This is a genomic window from Acetonema longum DSM 6540, from assembly GCF_000219125.1.
Lineage (GTDB): Bacteria > Bacillota > Negativicutes > Sporomusales > Acetonemataceae > Acetonema > Acetonema longum.
In genome coordinates this window covers 41,891-60,880 of the sequence record NZ_AFGF01000119.1, presented here as the reverse complement: position 1 = coordinate 60,880, position 18,990 = coordinate 41,891, and the positions used below count along the sequence as shown (strand labels likewise).

The window sequence follows — 18,990 nt, the reverse complement described above, 5'->3', positions numbered from 1 at the left end:
GCAGACGTTGCTCTTACCTAGCATCTGAAGCTTTTTGAACGGTCCCAGATTCGAGGCTGCAGATGAGTTTTGCAATAGGCTTCTAGATAGAGGCGAACGTCTCAGTGGGCATCATAAATATCCCGGCTGGATTTCCGCCGGGGTATTGTTTTAAGAGGAAAGACCATTTTCCGGGGTGAGAGAATGTTTAGCAGGGATTTATGGCAGGAGGCAAAAAAAGAGAGGCTCCGGCTGTTGGCCGTCCTGGGGCTGAGTCTGGCCGCCGGCGGCATGACGGTGGCTCAGGCCTGGTATCTGGCCTCGGCTATTAGCCGGGTGTTTCTGGAAAATACCGGTTTGGCCGCTATCTGGCGTCCGGTCTGGCTGTTCCTGGTACTGGCTGCGGTCAAGGCGGTCACGGTTTGGCTGGCCGAGGGTCTGTCTTACCGGCTGGCGCTGGCGATGAAACAGCAGGTCCGGGACAGGCTGATCCGGCATATGATCAGCCTGGGCCCGGTTTACAGCCGCAGCCGGGAAACCGGCAGTCTGCTGAATCTGGCCCTGGAGGGAGTGGAGCGGCTGGAAGCCTATTTTGCCCATTATCTGCCCCAACTGGGGACCACGGCTTTCGTGCCGCTTTTGCTGCTGGCGGCAGTTTGGCGGCTGGACTGGGCCGGGGGGCTGATCCTCCTGATTACGGCGCCTTTGATACCGGCGTTTATGGTGTTGATCGGCAAATGGGCGCAAAAGCTGGAGAAAACGCAATGGGAGACCCTCAGCCGGCTTAAGGCTCATTTTTATGATGTGCTGGCCGGTATGACCACTTTAAAGATTTTTGGCCGCAGCTCAGAGCAGGTCGCCGTGATCGAGCGTCTCAGCCGCCAGTTCCGGGATACCACTCTGTCGGTGCTGCGGGTGGCTTTTTTATCGGCTTTTATGCTGGAGCTTTTATCCACGGTCAGCACAGCCCTGATTGCCGTGACGGTAGGGCTGCGGCTGTTATATGGCGATATGACATTTGCCGCGGCTTTGTTTATTCTGATCCTGGCGCCGGATTTTTATCTGCCCTTCCGTATGCTGGGAACTCAGTATCATGCCGGGATGGCCGGGGTCAGCGCGGCTGAGTCTATTTTCCGGTTCCTGGCCGTACCTCTGCCGGAGCGGCGGCCGGGGCCGGCGCTTTTGCCCGATTGTGGCTGCGGCATACACATTGAATTCCGCGATGTGTTCTATTCCTATCCTGACGGCCGCAGGGCCCTGAACGGAGTATCCTTTCAGGCGGCAGCCGGGGAAACGGTGGCTCTGACAGGGGCCAGCGGCGCCGGTAAAACCACGGTGGCCGAACTTCTCTTAGGGTTTATGACACCGGAAAAAGGGGACATTTTGATCAACGGGGTGAGCCTGACTGAGCTGAACCTGGCGGCCTGGCGGGAACAGGTCGCCTATGTGCCCCAGTTTCCCCATCTCTTCGCCGCCAGTGTGGAAGAAAATATCGCCTTTGGTCTGACGGCCTCCCGGGAGTCGATTGAACAGGCGGCAGCTGCCGCCGGGGCTCACGGCTTTATCAGCCGGCTGCCCCGGGGCTACGACACCCCGTTGGGGGCCGGCGGCCATGGCCTTTCCGGCGGACAGAGGCAGCGCATCGCCATCGCCCGGGCCTTTCTCCGGCAGACGTCTCTGCTGATTGTGGATGAGATGAGCGCCGGTCTGGATATGGAGAGCGAAGAATTGGCGATGCAGGCTCTCGCAAAGCTGGCCGAGGGGCGGACGGTGCTGGCGGTGGCACATCGCCTGACTACCGTTGCCCGGGCCCGCCAGGTGGTGGTCTTAGAACAGGGGCGGGTAGTGGAATCAGGCACCCATGCCGGCTTATTGTCTCAGGGCGGCTATTATCAGCGGCTTGTGACTGCCTACGGAGGCGCCTTATGAGAGAATGGCTGCGTCTGATGTCCTGGGCGCGACAAGACTGGAAAGGGCTGGTGCCGGCGGCTGTGGCCGCAGTGATGACGGTTTTCAGCCATGCCGGACTCCTGGCTGCCGGAGCTTATCTCTTGTCGCTTGCCGCCCTGCAGCCGCCTATAGGCGCCTTGTCGGCGGCGGTTGCGGCAGTGCGCTTTTTCGGCCTGAGCCGGGCGGTATGCCGCTATTTGGAGCGCTGGTCGGCCCATCGGGTCACCTTTGATCTGCTGGCCAAACTGCGGGTAAAGTATTATCAGCGCCTGGAACAGGCGCCGGCCAAGGCTGTGTCAGCGGTTAACGGTGCGCTGCTGGAGCGGTTGACCGGAGATGTGGAGGTCCTGCAGTATTTCTATCTGAGAGTGCTGCTGCCGGCAGTTGTGGCCGGGGCGGCCCTGCTCGGGATTTGGCTTTTCCTGGGGCAATTTTCCCAGGGGCTTCCCCTGGCTGTGACCCTGTTCTTCCTGTTGACCGGTTTAGGGCTGCCAGCACTCCTCCGTCGGCTGGAACAGCCTCATGAGGAACAGATCCAGGAGAAACGGGAACAATTCTGTGCAGTTTTAACCGATGCCTTGGCCGGGATGACCGAGATCCATGCCGGCAGCCGGCAGACAGTCTGGCGGGAGAGGCTGGTCCGGGCCGGCGGGGAATTGGCTGCCGCTCAGGAACAGAGATTCCGGCTGGCCGGCCTTCAGGACGCTGGCTGCGGCTTTTTGACTCAGGCAGCGATATCGGCTGTCCTGGTGTTGGCGGCTGCCGGCGTCCGTGGCGGTGAGATCCGGGGAGTGCATCTGGCCATGCTGGTATTGGCGGTCTGGAGCATGTTTGAGGCCGCTCAGCCCCTGTCTCACATTTTCGGCCACAGCCGGGAGACGCTGGCGGCTGCCGGACGGCTGTTCGGCTCAGGGGAGGATGTCCGGCCGGCGTCCGGGATGAAATCGGGCCATTGGCAACCCTCTTCCGTGGAGACAGGGCATAGCCGACTCTTGGTGAAAGACCTGACAGTCCGCTACCAGGAGGCGGGACAAAATGCCCTGGAGCAGGTGTCCCTGGATCTGCCTCCCGGCCGGAAGCTGGCAGTGGTTGGGTCCAGCGGCGCCGGCAAAAGCACTCTTTTATCGGTATTGCTTGGCCTGTGGCCTTATCAGGAAGGATCGGCCACACTGGACGGCCTGGAGCTGTCAGAGTGGGACCCTGACCGGCTGTGCTCCCATTTTTCTGTGGTAACTCAGGACACCTACCTGTTTGCCGCCAGCTTACGGGACAATATTCTCCTGGCCCGGCCCCGGGCTTCTGAGGCTGAACTGGCTGCGGCGGTAAGCCTGGCGTCTCTTGACGGCCTGGTGGCCCGTCTGCCCCGGGGATTGGACACCGTGCCGGGGCAAAATGGCCGGACCCTGTCAGGCGGCGAGAGGCAGAGAGTGGCTATTGCCCGGGCTTATCTGAAGGCGGCGCCGGTCTGGCTCCTGGATGAGCCGACGAACGGCCTGGATGCCGCTACGGCGGCTGCGATTATGCACTCCATTCTGACTCTGGCCGGCGATAAAACCGTATTAATGGCCACCCATCGCCTGGTTGAGACCAAATTGATGGATGAGATCCTGGTTCTGGACGGGGGAAGAGTGGCCGAGAAGGGAAATTTTCAAAGCCTGACGGCCACAGGCGGCCTGTTTGGCCGACTGTGGCGGCTGGAACAGGATCGTCTGCAGTGATAAGCGGCGTTTGAATAGAAAGGTATGGCGAAGTTACCGCTAAAATGCTCTTGTTAGGCTTCAATAAATTCAATTAACTCCTGATTGAATTTATCACGCTGATCATAGAGCAAGCCGTGGCCGCTGTATTTGAAAGGCACCAGCCTGGAATTTCTGATCCCCTCGTTTTGGGCAATGGCCAGCGGGAACAGGCAAACCCGATCATGATGACCATGGAGAATCAGGGTGGGAACGTGTATTTCCGCTAAATCAGAGAATAATTTTTCCTCGTCCAACCAGGAATTTGCCACGGCTGCCGTAGCCCAGCCCGCAGCCTGCAGGCCCATTTGAAAAAACCAGTCTGAGAAAGGCTGAGTTATATACTGAAAGAAAAACATCTCGGAAAATCCCCGCAGCATTTTAGGCCGGTCGGTCAAGGTCTCCTGAATAATGTTTTCTACAGCTTCCGCCGGCAAGCCATAGGGAAAATAGGGCCGCTGAATCAGGCTGGGAGCGGCGGCGGCAAACAGGGCGAGTTTGGATACTCCGTAGCCTTTATGGCGTGCCATATAGCGAATGGCAATCGCCCCTCCGGTGGAATGCCCTCCTAGTGTGACATCTTCTAAACCCATTGCCTCCATCACGCAGCGGATATCGTCGGCCAGCCGGTCATAGTCATACCCTTCCCAGGGCTTATCCGAATTCCCGAATCCTCTGACGTCAATGCCGACACAGCGGTATCCCCGGCAGGGAAACTGATTGAACTGATACTCAAACATACGATGGCTGGCCGGCCAGCCGTGTATGAATACAATAGTCTTACAGCCTTGTGGATTCACATCTTCCACGTAAAGATTTACGTTGGGCTGTACGCTGATATAGTATCCCATGGGAATCACTCCTGCTCATAAAGTCTCTCTAGTGGCAATATATTCACCGGAAAGCAAAAAGGAAAATAAGTCAGATTTCCGGCCCCGTTATACGGCGGCTTGCACAGCTTTACCATCGGCTCCAAGCAATATGATCCGCTAAATGTGAATCCAGCCGGAATCCCTGTACTGGACATCCGCTGCCATAACCGGGAAATCCAGAAAAGCTGCTTCGCGCTGCCCAATTTGTACAAGATTTGCTGAAATAAAACGGAGGAGTGTGCCGCAGGCATTTATAAAAGCAGGTGGCACGCTCCTTTTTCATGCAACGAATATTAGCTGTAGACGAACATGGAGTCTACAGTCTTTTATGGTTAGCAACTTTTAAAGCCGTATTTGCGGTAAAATAAATGTGGTTGAAGGCTTCCCGCTGCCGTCGCTCAGAGTCTGCCGCTTGCGGTCAAAGCAGGAGAGCGTATTGCAGCGCATAAGCTTCTAGGTCTATGAGACGGCCTGGCAAGCGGGACGGAGCCTTCGCGGTTGTGATTACACGCGCGGATGTCTTTGTTTTACAGCCCTCAAATCCTGTCAGCCATTGCCGTAGAGCGATATCTGGACTTGTCTGTTGTCGTCCACGGCGGCAAAGAAAACCGTTGTGGTGTTATTGATTCCTTGGCTTTTTAACTGAACAGAGAGCCAGTCTTCGGTTAAGCCGAGGCCATTTAACGTATGCTGTACTATCTTACCTTCCACAATGACCGGATGAGCAATGCCGCTGCTTGTTTTGGCGATTTCTAAATCCTGCGGACTTACCGGCGCCGTTTCCGGTTTTTTGTAAACCGATAATCGTCCATTGGCTTCTATAAGCGCCAAGCCCACTTCGTTTATATTAAAGATCCCTTCTTCTCTTAAAAATTCCAGGATATTTTCCAATGAATATTTAACTTTTTTAATATTTTTTACAATAAAGACCCCATCTTTGATCACAATTACAGGCTCGAAGGTTGTTAGCTTTTTAAATTGCTGATTTCTAATCGTCAGTTCGGAGAAAAGTTTCTGCAGGACTCCGATCGCTATAATAGCAAATGCAATATAGATGTGGTTTACTTCCGGCTCGGCGATATCTGCGCCCACGACCGACCCTAAGGTTAAAACGATGAGAAAGTCAAAAACAGGCAATTCTCCGACTGCCCGCCTCCCCATAAACAGGGCTACTAATAGCATCAACGGCAGAATCGTTAAAACCCGCCCCAGTATCTTGAGCAAATCCGCTGCAATTTCCATCGCTATGGCTTCCTTCCCGGCAGTAAGTATCACAAGCCAAATTATAGTTCTGGAATTATTATGTCCTGTATTTCAGGCTCGCTATGCGGCGGCGGGCCGATAAACGGCAAAGGATGGTGGCGTATTCGATTCCGCGAGGTTGTCGGCGGGTAAAAAAGAAGAAGGAGGAAACTGAGTATTTTGTATTCTTGTATTATAAACCAATAGTGGCTGTAATGGATCATCTGCTGATCGCCACCTTGCAAATAGACAGGAAATCATCTGCCTGTTTACGAAAAATGCTGTTGCGTACGGGATCAATAGTTTTGTGCAACAGCATTTTTCTATTTGTCTCACCAATAATGTAGTTCCATGTTTTTCCCTTTCATCGTGGGAGGCGCTGGCGGCATCGGCGGCTGCAGATTATTTGTCGGCCGGCTGCAGGATTTGCGGGGCATTTAAGCAAATTTATCAACTAATCAGACTGTTGGAACGGATCTTTCACAGTCATTTCGTTTAGGTGGTGCGGGAGTGAGGGGTGACTTAGTTGCAGATTTAACGGGAGATATGGCGATCCTGGCTCTGGTCGCCTATTTGTTCGGCCGCAGCGGCCTGATTGCCAAATGCGTCAATCAACCGTTGACCGGGCGCAATTGGCTTTTTTTGACGCTGATTTTTTCCGTTTTGTCCATTTATGGAACCTATGACGGGATTCCGGTGGAAGGTGCGCTGGCCAATACCCGCCTGATCGGCACCATCATGAGCGGCATTCTGGGAGGACCTTCCGTGGGTTTGAGCGTAGGGGTCATCAGCGGGTTGCATCGCTATGGAATCGGCGGGTTCACAGCCGAGGCCTGCGGCATAGCCAGCGTCCTGGGAGGTCTGTTGGCAGGCCTCGTCCGGGAAAGGGTAGGGCTGGCTAATATGACCTGGAAGACGGCCGGGACTACGGCTATTCTGGCGGAATTGATGCAAAAGGGAATGGTATTCCTTCTAGCCCGGCCCTTTGAGGCTGTCTGGGCCTTGGAAAGCGCCATTGCCATACCTACAGCTGTTGTGTCGGTGCTGGGTACGGTGGTGTTTATGTTTATCCTTAAGGACATCCAGATCCAGCAGGAGGTGCACGGGGCCAAGGCGGCGGACCTGGCCCTGGCGATTGCTAGCAGGACTCTGCCTTATCTGCGGCATGGCCTGAATCTCACGTCCGCCGGGGAAACGGCCAAGATCATCTACCAATTGACTAAAGTCGATGCGGTTTCGATTACGGATACAGAAAAAGTACTGGCCTTTGTGGGCAAAGGGAATGACCACCACAAAGCCGGCGAGCCGATCCTCACTCGCTCGACCCAAGGAACCATCGCCAATGCCTGCCTGTCGATTATTCGCACCGCCGAGGACAGGGGCTGTCCGGTACCGGGCTGCCCCCTGCAGTCAGGGGTGGTGGCGCCTCTGGTGGCTCACGGGACCGTGGTGGGGACAGTCAAGATTTCCCGCTCGGCAGAATCCGGGATCAGCGAGATGGATGTGCAGATTGCCCGGGGAATTGCCCAGCTTCTGTCGGTGCAAATTGAACTGGCTGAGATCGATGAACAGAAAAAAATGCGGGAGAAGGCAGAATTTAAAGCCTTAAGCGCCCAGATCAATCCCCATTTCCTGTTTAATACTCTCAACATTATTATGTCCTTTTGCCGCACCAACCCGGAAGTGGCGCGGGAACTTCTGGGCCATCTGGGGACGACGCTGCGATACAGTTTTGCCAAACACGGCGATTTTGTCACTATCGCCGAGGAAATGGAGGAGATCAAGGCGTATTTGGAAATTGTCAAATCCCGCTTTGGCTCCCGGCTGACCATTAGCATGGATGTGGATGATACCGTGTTAAATACGGCTATTCCGGTTTTGGCCGTACAGCCTTTGGTGGAAAATGCCATCCAGCATGGACTGTTTCCCAAACTGTCCGAGTGCCATCTGGCCATTACCGCCCTGAAAGAAGAGGACACCGTGCGCATTTCCGTGTTTGACAACGGTATTGGCATAGCCAAGGAAAAACTGGATCAGCTATTCTCCGAGACAGTGGACGGCATCGGCGTGCAGAATGTATACAAGCGTCTGAAGGGAATTTATGGCGCTGATTACGGGTTGACCCTGGACAGCCGTCCCGGCTTTGGCACCTGGGCCACCATCCGAATTCCCGCAGGGATAGAGGTGAGCTGCTATGAAAATTGGGACGATAATTGTGGATGATGAACCGCCGATTGGCGATGAGATTGAGTTTTTGCTAAAAACCGAAGCCGATATCACTGTTGTCGGGAAATATACCAACTCACTGGAGGCCTGGGAAGCTATCCGAGAGAATTCCTGCGATCTGGTTTTTCTGGATATTAACATGCCGGGGCTGACCGGGCTGGACCTGGCCCAAAAGTTGTCCTATCAACCTCATCCGCCCTTTGTCGTGTTTATTACCGCCTTTCCTGAACATGCCCTGGAAGCCTTTAATACGCCTGCAGTAGGCTACATCACCAAGCCGGTTACCTCCGCCAGCCTCACCCGGACCCTGGGCAAAATCCGCACCCTTGCGAAACGCACCATCAACCTGGAAAAACCTCTACCGAGCAAAATTTGCGTGTTGCAGAACGGCAAAATTATTCCATTGAACCGCCAGGACATCGTATTTGTCTATGTGAAAGATAAAGATGTTTTTGTCCGTACCCAGGCAGGCGAATACGCCACTTCCCTGGCCATGCAGGAAGTGGAGCAGCTTTTGGGCGGTCAGAATTTCTTGCGGGTGCACCGCCAGTATCTGGTGAATCTGGACCAGGTCGGCGAGATAATTCCCTGGTTTCACGGTTCCTACCTCCTGCGGATGAAGGACAGTGGCTCGCAAGAAGTGCCGGTCAGCCGGAACAAAATCAAAGAGTTAAAAAGTATGATGGGGCTGAAATAAAAAGAGGGTCGTTTCACTAATATAATTTGGTAAAACGATCCTCTTTCTTTTAACAGACTCCACTGCTAACTCATCTGCGGCCTCGAAACTGGAAGCGTTCAAAAAGGTCCAGATGTTAGGAAGGACGAGAAAGCCACGCGCAGACAGTACGTTAGGGAGGGTGGGTGCGACAATGCTGGAAAGATGCGCAGCATCGTGAAATCTGGAAAAAGTATGCAATTTTTGGGGTGGTCAGTACGAAAAAACTATTGAGATAAAACCCGAAAAGGGATACTTTCTGAACAGCGTGCTCCCGCAGGACTGACAACGCAGATGGGTCTTTTTCAACGCTTCCCTAAACGAGATCCAGCCATTTCCAGTAGGTTGCCCCTAGCAGCAGGATCAGCACGAAAGCGATGATGGTAAGAGGAATGCCGGTGCGAATGAAATCTCTAACTTCAAAGGTTTCCGTGCCGTAAGCAATCATGTTCTGGGGTGCATTTACCGGCAGGATGAAGCCGAAGCTGACTACGTACTGCAGAATCATGGTCATGCCGATGATATTAATGCCAGGCGTGGTTACGCTTTGCAGCACGGAAATGACGATCGGAATCATCGCCGAGGCCAAAGCGGTGGCACTGGCAAATCCCAGGTGGATGATGATCAGGAAGGCGGCGAGAACGGCCAGGATGACCAGCGCGGGCATGCTCTGCAGGCCGAAGGCGCTGACGATGATTTTAGCCAGCCAGGGGGCGGCTTTGGTGGACAAGAGAGCCGAACCCAGGCTGATACCCACGCCGAACAGGATAATGGTGCCCCAGTTGATTCGGGGCGAAGCCTGCTTCCAGTCCATGACACCCACCCGGGGCAGAAACATCAGGGCAATGGCCACAATGGTGGTAGTGGAAGTATCAAAGTTATGGAGGACCTTCTCGGTGGCCCAGAGGAACAGGAGCGTCAAAGAAATGCCCAGCAGTTTCTTTTCATTGAAGGTCATAGGGCCCATTTCGGACAGGAGACGCTGCACTGCGGCTTTGCCGCCTTCGATCTCATCTTTTTCCGGCGGCATGAGTTTCATTAAAACATAGTATAATACGACCGACATAATGGCGGAAAAGGGAGCGGCGGCGACAAACCATTCAATCCAGGTGATGTCCACGCCCAGCTGGGATTTGATAAAGCCCACGGCAATCATGTTTTGAGCGGCGGCGGTCTTGATGCCTACGTTCCAGAGACTGTCAGCCTGAGCGGTGGCGATCATCATCACGGCCGCAAACCGACTTTTAATGTCCACACCGAACGCCAGAATAATGCCCATGACGATGGGAACCATGCAGGATACCCGGGCGGTGGTGCTGGGCACGAAGAAGCTGAGGACAAAACCCACGATAATGACGCCGATTAAGACCCGGTTGGTTTTGGCGCCGATTTTGGACAGAATAAATAAGGCGATGCGCTTGTCTAGGCCAGTCTGGCTCATGGCTGCGGCCAGGAACAGGGCGGCGGCCACCAGGGCGAAGGCGGTATTGCTGAAGCCCCCCAGGGCGATTCCCAAGGCCTTGCTGGTACCCATCAGGACTTTGGGATTGGCGATATCCGGCGAAATTCCCAGCAAAATAGCCATCAAGCTCATGATGACAGCAGCGCTGACCGGATAAGAAATAGAATCGCTCATCCAGACGATAACCGAAAAAATCAGAATGCCGATCATGCGCTGGCCGGCTATAGGCAGGCCTGCCGGCGTCGGCGCCAGGATGATGCCGAGAAGGACGATGAAGCCGAAGATGAGGCCATAGCGTTTGAACAAAGGCTCTCGAGCCGTTTGCTGTAATACTGTTTGCACCACTTACACCCCTTTATTTAATGATAATTTTTTGATAATTGAATTATAATGAAACCGGCAGGGGTAAGGCGAAACAATTTTACTCAGATGCCAAACTTATAGCCCCAAAAGATGAAAATCGGGCCTGAGCGGCGGCTTGGTTAAGAGAAAATTCTGATATTATGATCTAAAATGATGACGGCTCCGAAACACTTAACAATAAAATGCAGTGCTGTTTCTGATACCATTAAATCCAATTAGACATGATTATAAATAAAATTCATTGATCGTCGGGATTCAAGGACCAGACATAGAAGCAGGAGACCGGAAATCGGTCTCCTGCTTCTATGGATTTATCTGTTTTTTCAATGGGGTCTTAAACCAGTCTGGCTCTCAGCTCCTTTATCCTGGCCCCGATATCCGCCGCTCCTACAATATCTGTTATCAAGGCGAAACAGTCTGCTCCCGCTTGCCTGACAGATGCGATATTGTCAGTCTTTATGCCGCCAATGGCTACAGAGGGCAGGGGGATATGCTCGGCAACATATTTTACATAGTCAAGTCCTGTGGCAGCGCTGACATCCTTTTTGGTCCGGGTGGCAAACACCGGACCCACCCCGATATAATCGGCGCCCCGTTTTACCGCTTCCTGAGCCTGCTGGGGAGAGTGGGTGGACAGGCCGATGATCATTTCCTCTCCCACCAGTTGGCGGACTTCCTCGATGGGCAAATCCTCCTGGCCGATATGCACTCCGTCAGGTTTGACAAGCAGCGCCAGATCAATATCATCATTGATGATAAAGGTCACGCCGGCTTTTTGGGTCATCTCCCGAATCCGGATGCATTCCTGATATTTATAAAGCTTTTTTTTCTCTTTTTCCCGGTATTGGATTACTTTTACACCGGCATCGATCATCGCCCGGACTACCTCAATATTGCTGCGCCCGTTAGAGTATTCCTCGGCGGTAATGCCGTAAATATCGGCGGCTGGCCACTTGCCCCGCCGGGTTGAAGCGTGATTCATATACAATCATCCTCCTCTTTACTAATCCATGCGATAACTCATCTGCGGCCTCGCCCCTGGGCCTTTTTCAACGGTCCCCTATTGGCTGCCAGTCTTGGTATAACGGCTGGTACCCCATTTGGCGAAGGGCGGCGCTCATTTCGGCTACATTCCGTGGGTCGGAGATTTCAAACTGCCCGGCATTTTCCTCCTTATCGATCTGGGCCCCTACGGCGGTATGAGATCCGGCCGACATTTTAGTTACGCCCAAAGAGAGGAGATTGTCGCGAAAACGGGCATTTTCACGGGTGGATATGGTAATGCCCGCCCGGGGCAAGAACAGCCGCAAGGCCAGCAGGAACTGCACCATTTGTTTATCGGTGACCGGACAGCGGGGCTGAAACTCGCCGGCATGGGGCCTGATGCGGGGCAGAGACAGGCTGATTTCAACGGCCGGATACTGATTCTGCAGGTAGTGGGCGTGAAGGCCGGTGAAAAAGCCATCCCGTCTCCAGTCATCCAGCCCCAGCAAGGCGCCGATATTGACCGAGCGCATGCCTGCCCGGCAGGCCCGTTCCGGCGCGTCCAGGCGAAAGCGGTAATCTTTTTTCGGACCGCTCACATGAATCAGGTCATAATACTCCTCATTGTACGTCTCCTGATAGATGGTGAAGCCGTCCACGCCTGCGTTAACCAGCTGTCCGTATTCTTCCTGGGTCATGGCATACACTTCGATGGCGATAGAGGTAAAATATTTTCTCAGCACTCCGGCGCAGTCGGCGATGTAGTCCGGGCTGGAAATGGCCCTGGCGTCGCCGGTCAGAATCAGGATGTGCTTGAGGCCGGTGGCGGCAATCCTCCTGGCGGCCTCCTCCACTTCCTCCAGGGACAACTGCTTGCGCTTCAAGGGGTTGCGGACGTTAAAGCCGCAGTACTGGCACTGGTTGCTGCAGTAATCCGACAGATAAAGCGGTGTATATAAAAGAATAGTCTTGCCGAAATGCTGGACCGTCAAGCGCCGGGCTTTTTGAGCCATGGCCTCCAGATAGGGTTGGGCCGCCGGGGACAAAAGCGCCAGAAAATCCGTCGGCAGCAGCCGGTCCTGGCCCAAAATCCGCTCGATCGTTTTGCTGCCCGGGTTACAGCCGGCCGAATCATAATCCCGGTATTTTAGATACTGTTCATAAAAACTCATGCCATCCCTTCTTTACTAAAAAATCATTCATGTAGAAAGCCGGTCAAAGGCGACGACGCCTGAGCATATTCCTGCCTGCCGCCCAGTCCGGCCCAATAGGCCTGCCGTCCTGCGCTGACCGCCTTGCCGAAAGCCTCGGCCATTAAACCCGGGTCAGCGGCGCTGGCGATGGCGGTGTTCAACAGACAGGCCGCTGCCCCCATTTCCATGGCCTCGCAGGCATGGGAGGGCCTGCCGATGCCTGCGTCTACGATCACCGGCAAAGGAATCTCATCAATGAGGATGCGAAGCAATTCCCGCGTCTTTAATCCCCGGTTGGTTCCAATCGGCGCTCCCAGGGGCATCACGGCGGCGGCGCCGGCCTCTACCAGGCGTTTGGCCACCATCAGGTCGGGGCTGATATAGGGCAGCGCCACAAACCCCTCCCGGGCCAGTATCTCGGTGGCCTTCACCGTCTCATAGCCGTCGGGCAGCAGGTATTTATTGTCGGATATGACTTCGATCTTGATCCAGTTGCCGCAGCCGGCGGCTTTGGCCAGCCTGGCAATCCGCACCGCCTCCTCGGCGTTGCGGGCCCCCGAGGTATTAGGCAGCAGCTGCACTCCGGAAGGAATATAGTCCGTCACATTGCCCACCTGGGAATGAAAATCCATCCGCCGCAAGGCTACTGTGATGACCTGGGCGCCTGACCGCTTCAGCACCTCAGAAATAAGAGAATCGGAAGAATATTTGCCTGTACCCACAAACAGGCGGCTGGAGAGCGTTGTCTGGCCGATAACCAGCGGATCGGTATTGCTGTCCATTGCTTACCCTCCTCCCACAAACCTCAAGACTTCCAGTTGATCATTTTCCTTTAGCCCGATACTGCCCCACTGATCCCGTTCCACAACCTGCTGATTGTACTCTACTACTGCCTGGCCCGGGTCCAGGCCTTTGTTGCGAAGGTATTCCAGCAGCGTCATCCCGGCGATAGCTTCCTCTTGCCGGCCGTTTACCCTGATGAGCATTTTTTTGCCTCCTATCATGATTTTTTGGCGCTAATGAAAAAGGCTTACCTGACGGTAAGCCTTTTTATGCAAACACTACAGAGGCTTCCCTACGATGGCATTAACCATATCAGGTTCAAAGGGTTGGAGCCGCAAGCTCCTCTCAGCCCCCTGCCGGGGCACCCCCACCAAAATTATTCAATTTCTTTTATTATAGACCCGGATCGGTGATTTGTAAAGAAAATCCAAATTCTAATTCGCCGTTTGCTGCTTTTTGATGCTCAGCGTTTCTCTCTCTTTTCCTTCAGCAGGGCCATGGGTATAACCGATTACATCAAAATACTCGCTGAGGCGTTTGGCCAATACCTCGTAGTTCGGGTCTTTTCCGCGCAGGCAGGAGGATAAGTGTACTACGTCCACCCCGTTTTTGCGCATCATTTCGATTTTATGCTCCATATCGCCGCCGGCATGGGAAAAGGTGATGAGTTCGACGTCACCTTTATAGCCGGCAAAGGCGTCTTTACGTTGAAAAAAGGCCTGCAAACAGCCTTTGCCGGTACAACGCCGCATGGTTTCTTCCCTGACCAGAATTGCGATTTTCATAAAAATTTCCTTTCGAGCTGTAATGTTGGCTGATCAACATCTACCTGCCGGATACTCTGCCCCTTTTATCCACCCTTGCCAATAGAAGATGGGATCTACTTAGACAGCCGGTATTGCGACGGTATTGCCTGCGAAACAAGATGATCCAACCCGAGGCGGTTGATGGTTTGCCCCAGCCGTTCTTTATTTTTGGCGTTGTTCCGGTAATAATCCACGATGCGGCGGATAAGAGCCGCTGTTTCCTCCGCCGGTACATTACCGGCTGCAATGCTTCCTACCTGAGCCTGCCTGCCGGAACTGCCGCCGAGGATCACAGTAAAACCGGCAGCCGTCCCAAACAGGCCGATATCCTTGACAAACACTTCGGCGCAACAGTTGGGGCAGCCGCTTACGCCGATGCGCAGCTTGCCGGGAGTTTGCTGATCAAAGAATTCTTCATCCAGGGCCAGACCCAGGGCGGTGCTGTCCTGCTGGGCTCTGGGGCAGTCAGGCTTGCCGGCGCACATCGTCACGCCCCGGATGGTATTGCTGAGGAACGACTCCGGTCTCATGCCCAGCTCGTTCATCGCCGCTTCGCCGTCTGCCAGGGTTAACCCGATAATCACGATATTGCCGCCGGCAATCTTGAGCGTGCCGCCGTACTTTTCGGCGACAGCGGCAATCCTGCAGAGGTCCGCCGGGGTTGCCAGGCCGCCGGGAATATGCGGCGACACAGGAAACCGGACCCGTTTATTCAGAATCGGTATTTTCGCTAACGGTATATTCATGGGCTCCTCCTGCTCCTTCTGCGAGATGTTTCTTTTCATTATATACCAGCAGCAAAACGTATGGATGTGATTTGGGTCACATGCCGGTTTGCCGTTCCCTGTCCTGTTCGGCTATGGTAGAGCGAAATACTGCTGTTAAATCACTCAGAAGGCGGCCGGCAAGCTGCAGCTCTTCCTTACTGTATTGATTTAAAATAGCCGTGAATTTTTCTGCTGCCTTCTCATGCAGGATTTTATGCACCTGAAAGATTTTTCTGCCTAGCGGCTTCAATGAATAATAGGTTTCTTTCTGATTATTTTCCAGGCGCCGGAGTTCGATCAGGTCCTTTTTTATTAATTTAGCCGTTATTTTGGAGATGCCGCCCTTCGTTATGTTTAATTTTTTGGCAATGGCCGTGGCATTGATCTGTTCATTGCGTTCGATGCAGTCTATGACGTGACACTCCGCTAAGGATATACTTACATGCTGCAGTTCCGCCCAGCACGGATCGCTTAAAATCGCCTGCAGTATCCTTTTCTCGTGGTCTTCCATATTGTTAAAGTTATAGATCAACGTCTCAATCTTCTGTATTACTTTCTTGACTTCCCATTCTTTATTCTGCATGCTATCAACCTAACTTTATAAAATACTGTTCAGCCGGAAACACCACTATTATACATGATATCAGGCTAAAAAAAAACTTGATCAAATGATTTACAAGGAAACAATATTTTGCTATAATCAGATTGTTTCCCGGGAAACAATCTGATTAGGAGTGATGAATGATGAAAATCGATTTGTCAGTAGCAGTTACAGAAGAAATCGTCAATACCCTTTCTAATCTTGGCGCGGATAAGCAGATACCGCCTGTGGCGAAATTCGGCCATATTGGAACCCATTTTGACATTATGGATAAAGAATTCCATCTGGAAAATACCGAGAGAACGGGCAAGGTGTTTGATGTCAGCCATGTAAAAGGCCGGGATATCGAGGCAACGGACATCGATGCCGCTAAAATTGCCGAAAACGATTTTGTCATGTTTCATACCGGCTGCCTGAAAGAAAAAAAATACGGCAGTCCGGAATATTTTACGGCCCATCCCGAATTATCCCAGGCATTGATCACCTATTTGGTAAATAAAAAAGTAAGCCTGATTGGCATTGATACCGCCGGCATCCGCAAACCGGCGGAACATCCGCAGGCCGATAGGTATTGCGCCGACCATGGAATCTTTGTTATTGAAAACCTGAATAACCTGGATATCCTGTTGCAGGAAAGCAAGGGACGCAGCTTCATGGTACACACTTACCCCGTCAATTATCTGGGTTTGACAGGTCTGCCCTGCAGAATCGTTGCGGAGATTTAACCGGCTGTTTTGTTTTAGAACCCTAAAGGTGAATAGTCCTGCCCTGTTATACGAATAAGCCTGCTCCCAAAAGGACGGGCTTATTCTTGTTCGCCCGTAGTCTAAAAGACAAGTATGAGCGAAAACGATAATCAATTTCGATTATTTATATCGTTGCTTTCATTGACGTAAAATGACTGCTGTCATACAATAAAATTACAGGAGCCGCTTGTAATAAATAATAATTCCTGGTGCAGATTCGGCTGGTCATTATTCCGGAGATTATATCTTCCCTCCGACCGCCTGGAGCTGCCTTTTCCGGGCGGTTTCTGATATCAGAACGGCTTTGCCGAAGGAGGGTTTTCATATGCAAACGGTTAAAGCGTGGCAGGGGTTTACACAGGGAACGTGGCAGACAGGCATAGACGTGCGTGATTTCATCCAGAAAAACTACACGCCCTATGCCGGCAGTGCCGGTTTTCTGGCTGCGGCGACATTCCGCACCAAGCGTTTATGGGAAGAGTGCCTGAAACTGCTGGAAGCCGAACAGAAAAACGGCGGGGTGCTGGATGTAGACGTGACGGTTGTCTCGACCATTACTTCGCACCAGCCCGGCTATATTGCCCGGGACCTGGAGGCTGTCGTCGGCCTGCAGACAGATGCGCCGCTTAAACGCAGCGTCATTGTCAACGGCGGCATCCGTATGGCCGAACAAGCCTGTGAAGCCTATGGCTATAAACTAGACCCGGATATTAGCGAGATTTATCATCACCATGCGACAACGCATAATACGGCCGTGTTTCAGGCCTACACCGACGAGATGAAACTGGTCCGCCGCCTCGGGATTATCACCGGCTTGCCGGATGCTTACGGCCGGGGCCGGATTATCGGCGATTACCGGCGGGTGGCTTTGTATGGGACGCAGCGGCTGATCGGGGAGAAACAGAACGATCTGCGGGCACTGGCTGGGCAGCCAATGTCAGAAGAGGTGATCCGCAGCCGCGAAGAAATCGCGCAGCAGATTCAGGCGCTGCACGACCTCGAAACAATGGCGTCCACGTACGGCTTTGACATCAGCCGGCCCGCCGAAACCGCGGCTGAAGCTGTACAATGGCTGTATTTCGCCTATCTGGGCGCGATCAAGGAACAGAACGGCGCGGCAATGTCGCTGGGGCGGGTGTCCACCTTCCTCGATATCTATTTTGAACGCGACATCAGGAACGGCGTTCTCAGCGAGGCTGAGGCGCAGGAACTGATGGACCACTTTATTATTAAGCTGCGGCTGGCAAGGCATTTGCGGACGCCGGACTATAACGAGCTGTTCGCCGGGGACCCGCTGTGGGTAACGGAAGCCATTGGCGGCATGGGGCTGGATGGACGCACGCTGGTGACCAAATCTTCTTACCGCGTGCTGCATACATTATACAATCTCGGACCTGCCCCTGAGCCAAACCTGACGGTGCTCTGGTCACAGCAGCTTCCGCAGGGCTTTAAGGACTTTTGCGCCAGAGTATCGATCGATACCAGCGCTATTCAGTATGAAAGCGATGACATCATGCGGCCGTCTTACGGCGATGATTACGGCATTGCCTGCTGCGTGTCCGCGATGCAGATTGGCAGGCAGATGCAGTTCTTCGGCGCCCGCGCCAATCTCGGCAAGGCGCTGCTGCTGGCGATCAACGGCGGGCGGGATGAAATCAGCGGCGAGCAGGCCGGCCCGGAACTGCCGGTGCTTGACGGCGACTATCTGGATTATGAGACGGTGCGCCGCCAATACTCTGTGGTTTTGGACTGGCTGGCCGGCTTATATGTGAATACGATGAACGTTATTCACTACATGCATGACAAATATGCCTATGAACGCCTGCAAATGTCGCTGCACGACTCGAATGTGGGCCGGCTGATGGCCTTTGGCGTTGCCGGGCTGTCGGTAGTGGCCGATTCGCTGAGCGCGATCAAGTACGGTAACGTGAAGGTCGTCAGAGATGAACGGGGCATTGCCGTTGGCTTCGAAAACAAGAACGAGTTCCCCCTATATGGGAATAATGACGACCGGGTAGATGCGCTGGCGGCCGAGGTCTGCAATGAATTCAGCAATAACCTCCGCCGGCATCCAGCCTACCGCCAGGCGGAGCATACGCTGTCGATCCTGACCATTACCTCTAATGTCATGTATGGCAAGAAAACCGGCGCTACGCCCGATGGCCGCAGCAAGGGCGAGGCCTATGCCCCCGGCGCCAATCCGATGCACGGGCGCGACAGCAAGGGAGCGCTGGCGGCTGTGGCGTCTGTCACCAAGCTGTCCTACGATGACTGCCGTGACGGCATTTCCTACACCTTCTCCGCCGTGCCGGCGTCGCTCGGCAAAACATCAGAGGCGCAGGTGCGCAACATGGTCGCCGTTCTTGACGGTTATGCCGCCAAGGGCGGGCATCATATCAACGTCAACGTACTGGACCGCAGCGTTCTTGAAGACGCCATGGCGCATCCGGAAAAATATCCGCAGCTGACGATCCGGGTGTCGGGGTATGCGGTCAACTTTGTTAAACTGTCGCCCCTGCACCAGCAGGAAGTCGTTCATCGCACCTTTTATAACACGCTGTAGAG

Annotated in this window: 16 protein-coding genes and 1 riboswitch; of the genes, 6 read left to right on the top strand and 10 right to left on the bottom strand. The window is 53.7% G+C overall.

Annotated elements, in window-relative coordinates; translation table 11 throughout:
- Positions 1-183: 183 nt before the first annotated feature.
- Both cydD and cydC read left to right on the top strand, forming a co-directional pair.
- Positions 184-1,908, top strand: a complete 1,725-nt coding sequence (gene cydD, locus ALO_RS12840; protein WP_004096610.1) for a thiol reductant ABC exporter subunit CydD — start codon at positions 184-186, stop codon at positions 1,906-1,908.
- Positions 1,905-3,647: a thiol reductant ABC exporter subunit CydC gene (gene cydC, locus ALO_RS12835; RefSeq protein WP_004096605.1), complete on the top strand. Its 1,743-nt coding sequence runs from the start codon at positions 1,905-1,907 to the stop codon at positions 3,645-3,647. Before cydD ends, cydC begins: the two co-directional genes overlap by 4 nt.
- A gap of 53 nt (positions 3,648-3,700) precedes the next feature.
- Here the strand turns inward: cydC and ALO_RS12830 are convergent, their stop codons facing one another.
- Together ALO_RS12830 and ALO_RS12820 are read right to left on the bottom strand one after the other, a co-directional pair.
- Positions 3,701-4,516, bottom strand: coding sequence for an alpha/beta fold hydrolase (locus tag ALO_RS12830; RefSeq protein ID WP_004096603.1), 816 nt, complete (start codon positions 4,514-4,516; stop codon positions 3,701-3,703).
- 567 nt (positions 4,517-5,083) lie between these two features.
- Entirely contained in the window at positions 5,084-5,779 is a 696-nt protein-coding gene (locus ALO_RS12820) for a DUF421 domain-containing protein (protein ID WP_004096600.1), read from the bottom strand.
- A gap of 510 nt (positions 5,780-6,289) precedes the next feature.
- On the opposite strand from ALO_RS12820, the gene ALO_RS12815 reads away from it, so the two are divergent.
- Both ALO_RS12815 and ALO_RS12810 read left to right on the top strand, forming a co-directional pair.
- On the top strand, positions 6,290-8,002 hold the full coding sequence (locus ALO_RS12815; protein ID WP_085944949.1) for a LytS/YhcK type 5TM receptor domain-containing protein: 1,713 nt from the start codon (positions 6,290-6,292) through the stop codon (positions 8,000-8,002).
- The gene (locus ALO_RS12810; RefSeq protein ID WP_004096595.1) at positions 7,974-8,702 is read left to right on the top strand and encodes a LytR/AlgR family response regulator transcription factor; all 729 of its coding nucleotides are present in this window, start codon (positions 7,974-7,976) and stop codon (positions 8,700-8,702) included. The genes ALO_RS12815 and ALO_RS12810 overlap by 29 nt, the downstream gene beginning before the upstream one ends.
- 334 nt (positions 8,703-9,036) lie before the next feature.
- On the opposite strand, the gene ALO_RS12805 is transcribed toward ALO_RS12810, so the two are convergent.
- The 8 genes from ALO_RS12805 to ALO_RS12770 form a co-directional block, all read right to left on the bottom strand.
- Entirely contained in the window at positions 9,037-10,524 is a 1,488-nt protein-coding gene (locus ALO_RS12805) for a DASS family sodium-coupled anion symporter (RefSeq protein ID WP_004096594.1), read from the bottom strand.
- A 355-nt stretch (positions 10,525-10,879) separates the two neighbouring features.
- Positions 10,880-11,527, bottom strand: coding sequence for a thiamine phosphate synthase (thiE, locus tag ALO_RS12800; RefSeq protein ID WP_004096593.1), 648 nt, complete (start codon positions 11,525-11,527; stop codon positions 10,880-10,882).
- A 67-nt stretch (positions 11,528-11,594) separates the two neighbouring features.
- Positions 11,595-12,701, bottom strand: coding sequence for a 2-iminoacetate synthase ThiH (gene thiH / locus ALO_RS12795; protein WP_004096592.1), 1,107 nt, complete (start codon positions 12,699-12,701; stop codon positions 11,595-11,597).
- Between the two features lie 23 nt (positions 12,702-12,724).
- Entirely contained in the window at positions 12,725-13,504 is a 780-nt protein-coding gene (locus ALO_RS12790; RefSeq protein WP_004096590.1) for a thiazole synthase, read from the bottom strand.
- 3 nt (positions 13,505-13,507) lie between these two features.
- Positions 13,508-13,708, bottom strand: coding sequence for a sulfur carrier protein ThiS (gene thiS / locus ALO_RS12785; RefSeq protein ID WP_004096587.1), 201 nt, complete (start codon positions 13,706-13,708; stop codon positions 13,508-13,510).
- A 69-nt stretch (positions 13,709-13,777) separates the two neighbouring features.
- A riboswitch (TPP riboswitch) is annotated at positions 13,778-13,884 on the bottom strand.
- 55 nt (positions 13,885-13,939) lie between these two features.
- Positions 13,940-14,290, bottom strand: coding sequence for a CGGC domain-containing protein (locus tag ALO_RS12780; RefSeq protein ID WP_004096586.1), 351 nt, complete (start codon positions 14,288-14,290; stop codon positions 13,940-13,942).
- A gap of 95 nt (positions 14,291-14,385) precedes the next feature.
- Positions 14,386-15,057, bottom strand: a complete 672-nt coding sequence (locus tag ALO_RS12775) for a nitrite/sulfite reductase domain-containing protein (RefSeq protein ID WP_004096584.1) — start codon at positions 15,055-15,057, stop codon at positions 14,386-14,388.
- Between the two features lie 76 nt (positions 15,058-15,133).
- Positions 15,134-15,661, bottom strand: a complete 528-nt coding sequence (locus ALO_RS12770; protein ID WP_004096582.1) for a MarR family winged helix-turn-helix transcriptional regulator — start codon at positions 15,659-15,661, stop codon at positions 15,134-15,136.
- Positions 15,662-15,819: 158 nt separating this feature from the next.
- Between ALO_RS12770 and ALO_RS12765 the strand changes: the two genes are divergently transcribed.
- Positions 15,820-16,404 (top strand): cyclase family protein, encoded by a 585-nt coding sequence (locus ALO_RS12765; RefSeq protein WP_202945780.1) that lies wholly within the window; start codon positions 15,820-15,822, stop codon positions 16,402-16,404.
- A 346-nt stretch (positions 16,405-16,750) separates the two neighbouring features.
- The gene (gene pflB, locus ALO_RS12760) at positions 16,751-18,988 is read left to right on the top strand and encodes a formate C-acetyltransferase (protein ID WP_004096577.1); all 2,238 of its coding nucleotides are present in this window, start codon (positions 16,751-16,753) and stop codon (positions 18,986-18,988) included.
- Positions 18,989-18,990 lie beyond the last annotated feature (2 nt).

Excerpts from the sequence above, each read along its gene's own strand:
- cydD (WP_004096610.1), top strand. The coding sequence starts at position 184 with ATGTTTAGCAGGGATTTATGGCAGGAGGCAAAAAAAGAGAGGCTCCGG.
- cydC (WP_004096605.1), top strand. The coding sequence starts at position 1,905 with ATGAGAGAATGGCTGCGTCTGATGTCCTGGGCGCGACAAGACTGGAAA.
- ALO_RS12830 (WP_004096603.1), bottom strand. The coding sequence starts at position 4,516 with ATGGGATACTATATCAGCGTACAGCCCAACGTAAATCTTTACGTGGAA.
- ALO_RS12820 (WP_004096600.1), bottom strand. The coding sequence starts at position 5,779 with ATGGAAATTGCAGCGGATTTGCTCAAGATACTGGGGCGGGTTTTAACG.
- ALO_RS12810 (WP_004096595.1), top strand. The coding sequence starts at position 7,974 with ATGAAAATTGGGACGATAATTGTGGATGATGAACCGCCGATTGGCGAT.
- thiE (WP_004096593.1), bottom strand. The coding sequence starts at position 11,527 with ATGAATCACGCTTCAACCCGGCGGGGCAAGTGGCCAGCCGCCGATATT.
- thiH (WP_004096592.1), bottom strand. The coding sequence starts at position 12,701 with ATGAGTTTTTATGAACAGTATCTAAAATACCGGGATTATGATTCGGCC.
- ALO_RS12790 (WP_004096590.1), bottom strand. The coding sequence starts at position 13,504 with ATGGACAGCAATACCGATCCGCTGGTTATCGGCCAGACAACGCTCTCC.
- thiS (WP_004096587.1), bottom strand. The coding sequence starts at position 13,708 with ATGCTCATCAGGGTAAACGGCCGGCAAGAGGAAGCTATCGCCGGGATG.
- ALO_RS12780 (WP_004096586.1), bottom strand. The coding sequence starts at position 14,290 with ATGAAAATCGCAATTCTGGTCAGGGAAGAAACCATGCGGCGTTGTACC.
- ALO_RS12775 (WP_004096584.1), bottom strand. The coding sequence starts at position 15,057 with ATGAATATACCGTTAGCGAAAATACCGATTCTGAATAAACGGGTCCGG.
- ALO_RS12770 (WP_004096582.1), bottom strand. The coding sequence starts at position 15,661 with ATGCAGAATAAAGAATGGGAAGTCAAGAAAGTAATACAGAAGATTGAG.
- ALO_RS12765 (WP_202945780.1), top strand. The coding sequence starts at position 15,820 with ATGATGAAAATCGATTTGTCAGTAGCAGTTACAGAAGAAATCGTCAAT.
- pflB (WP_004096577.1), top strand. The coding sequence starts at position 16,751 with ATGCAAACGGTTAAAGCGTGGCAGGGGTTTACACAGGGAACGTGGCAG.